We start from the raw sequence: 830 nt of genomic DNA, 5'->3' as shown, positions 1-830 counted from the left end.
CGCCCACGCAAGACTTGGGGTGGGCACCGTGGGCCTTTCCAAAGGTATGACCACCTGCGATCAGCGCGACGGTTTCCTCGTCGTTCATGCCCATGTTGCCGAACGTGGCGCGGATTTCCTTGGCGGCTGCCAGCGGATCGGGGGTCCCGTTAGGTCCTTCCGGATTAACGTAGATGAGTCCCATTTGCGATGCGGCGAGCGGCTTCTTGATGACACCCGGCGCGGTATGGCGCTGATCGGCCAACATCTTGGTTTCAGGTCCCCAATAGGTTTTATCCGCTTCCCATTCGTCGCGGCGTCCAAAGGCAAAGCCGAGCGTCTTGAAGCCCATCTGCTCCAAGGCGACGTTGCCCGTCAGCTCCATGAGGTCCGACCAACTGATCTTTGAGCCGTACTTCTGCTTGACCGGCCATAGCAGGCGACGAGCCTTGTCGAGATTGACGTTATCCGGCCAGCTGTTCAGCGGTTCGAACCGCTGCTGCGCGCCGCCAGCGCCGCCTCGGCCATCAGCCTGCCGGTACGTTCCCGCACTATGCCAGGCCATCCGGATGAAGAACGGCCCATAGTTTCCGTAATCGGACGGCCACCATGGCTGCGAGGTGGTCAGGACCGTAGCGATATCCTGTTTCAGCGCAGCAACATCGAGAGTTTCGACCTGCCGGCGATAATCATAGTCTGATCCCATTGGGTTTGATTTTGGCGACTCCTGTCGAAGCGGACTCAAATCAAGCAAATCGGGGAACCACTGCTGGTTGGTCTTGCCCTCGACCTGTGCCGACGCCGGACTTGACGCGTCAAACGGCAGGGCCGCGGACGAGAGCAGGAATGCG

General features: G+C 60.1%; 1 protein-coding gene. It reads right to left on the bottom strand.

The window, feature by feature from the left end:
- A partial coding sequence (locus tag AACY08_RS27615; RefSeq protein WP_339472280.1) for a peroxidase family protein occupies positions 1 to 805 on the bottom strand: 805 nt, incomplete at its 3' end.
- Positions 806 to 830 lie beyond the last annotated feature (25 nt).

It is taken from the genome of Pseudomonas sp. EL_65y_Pfl1_R83 (genome assembly GCF_963970695.1).
Classification (GTDB): domain Bacteria; phylum Pseudomonadota; class Gammaproteobacteria; order Pseudomonadales; family Pseudomonadaceae; genus Aquipseudomonas; species Aquipseudomonas tritici.
This window is presented reverse-complemented; position numbering and strand designations above follow the sequence as displayed.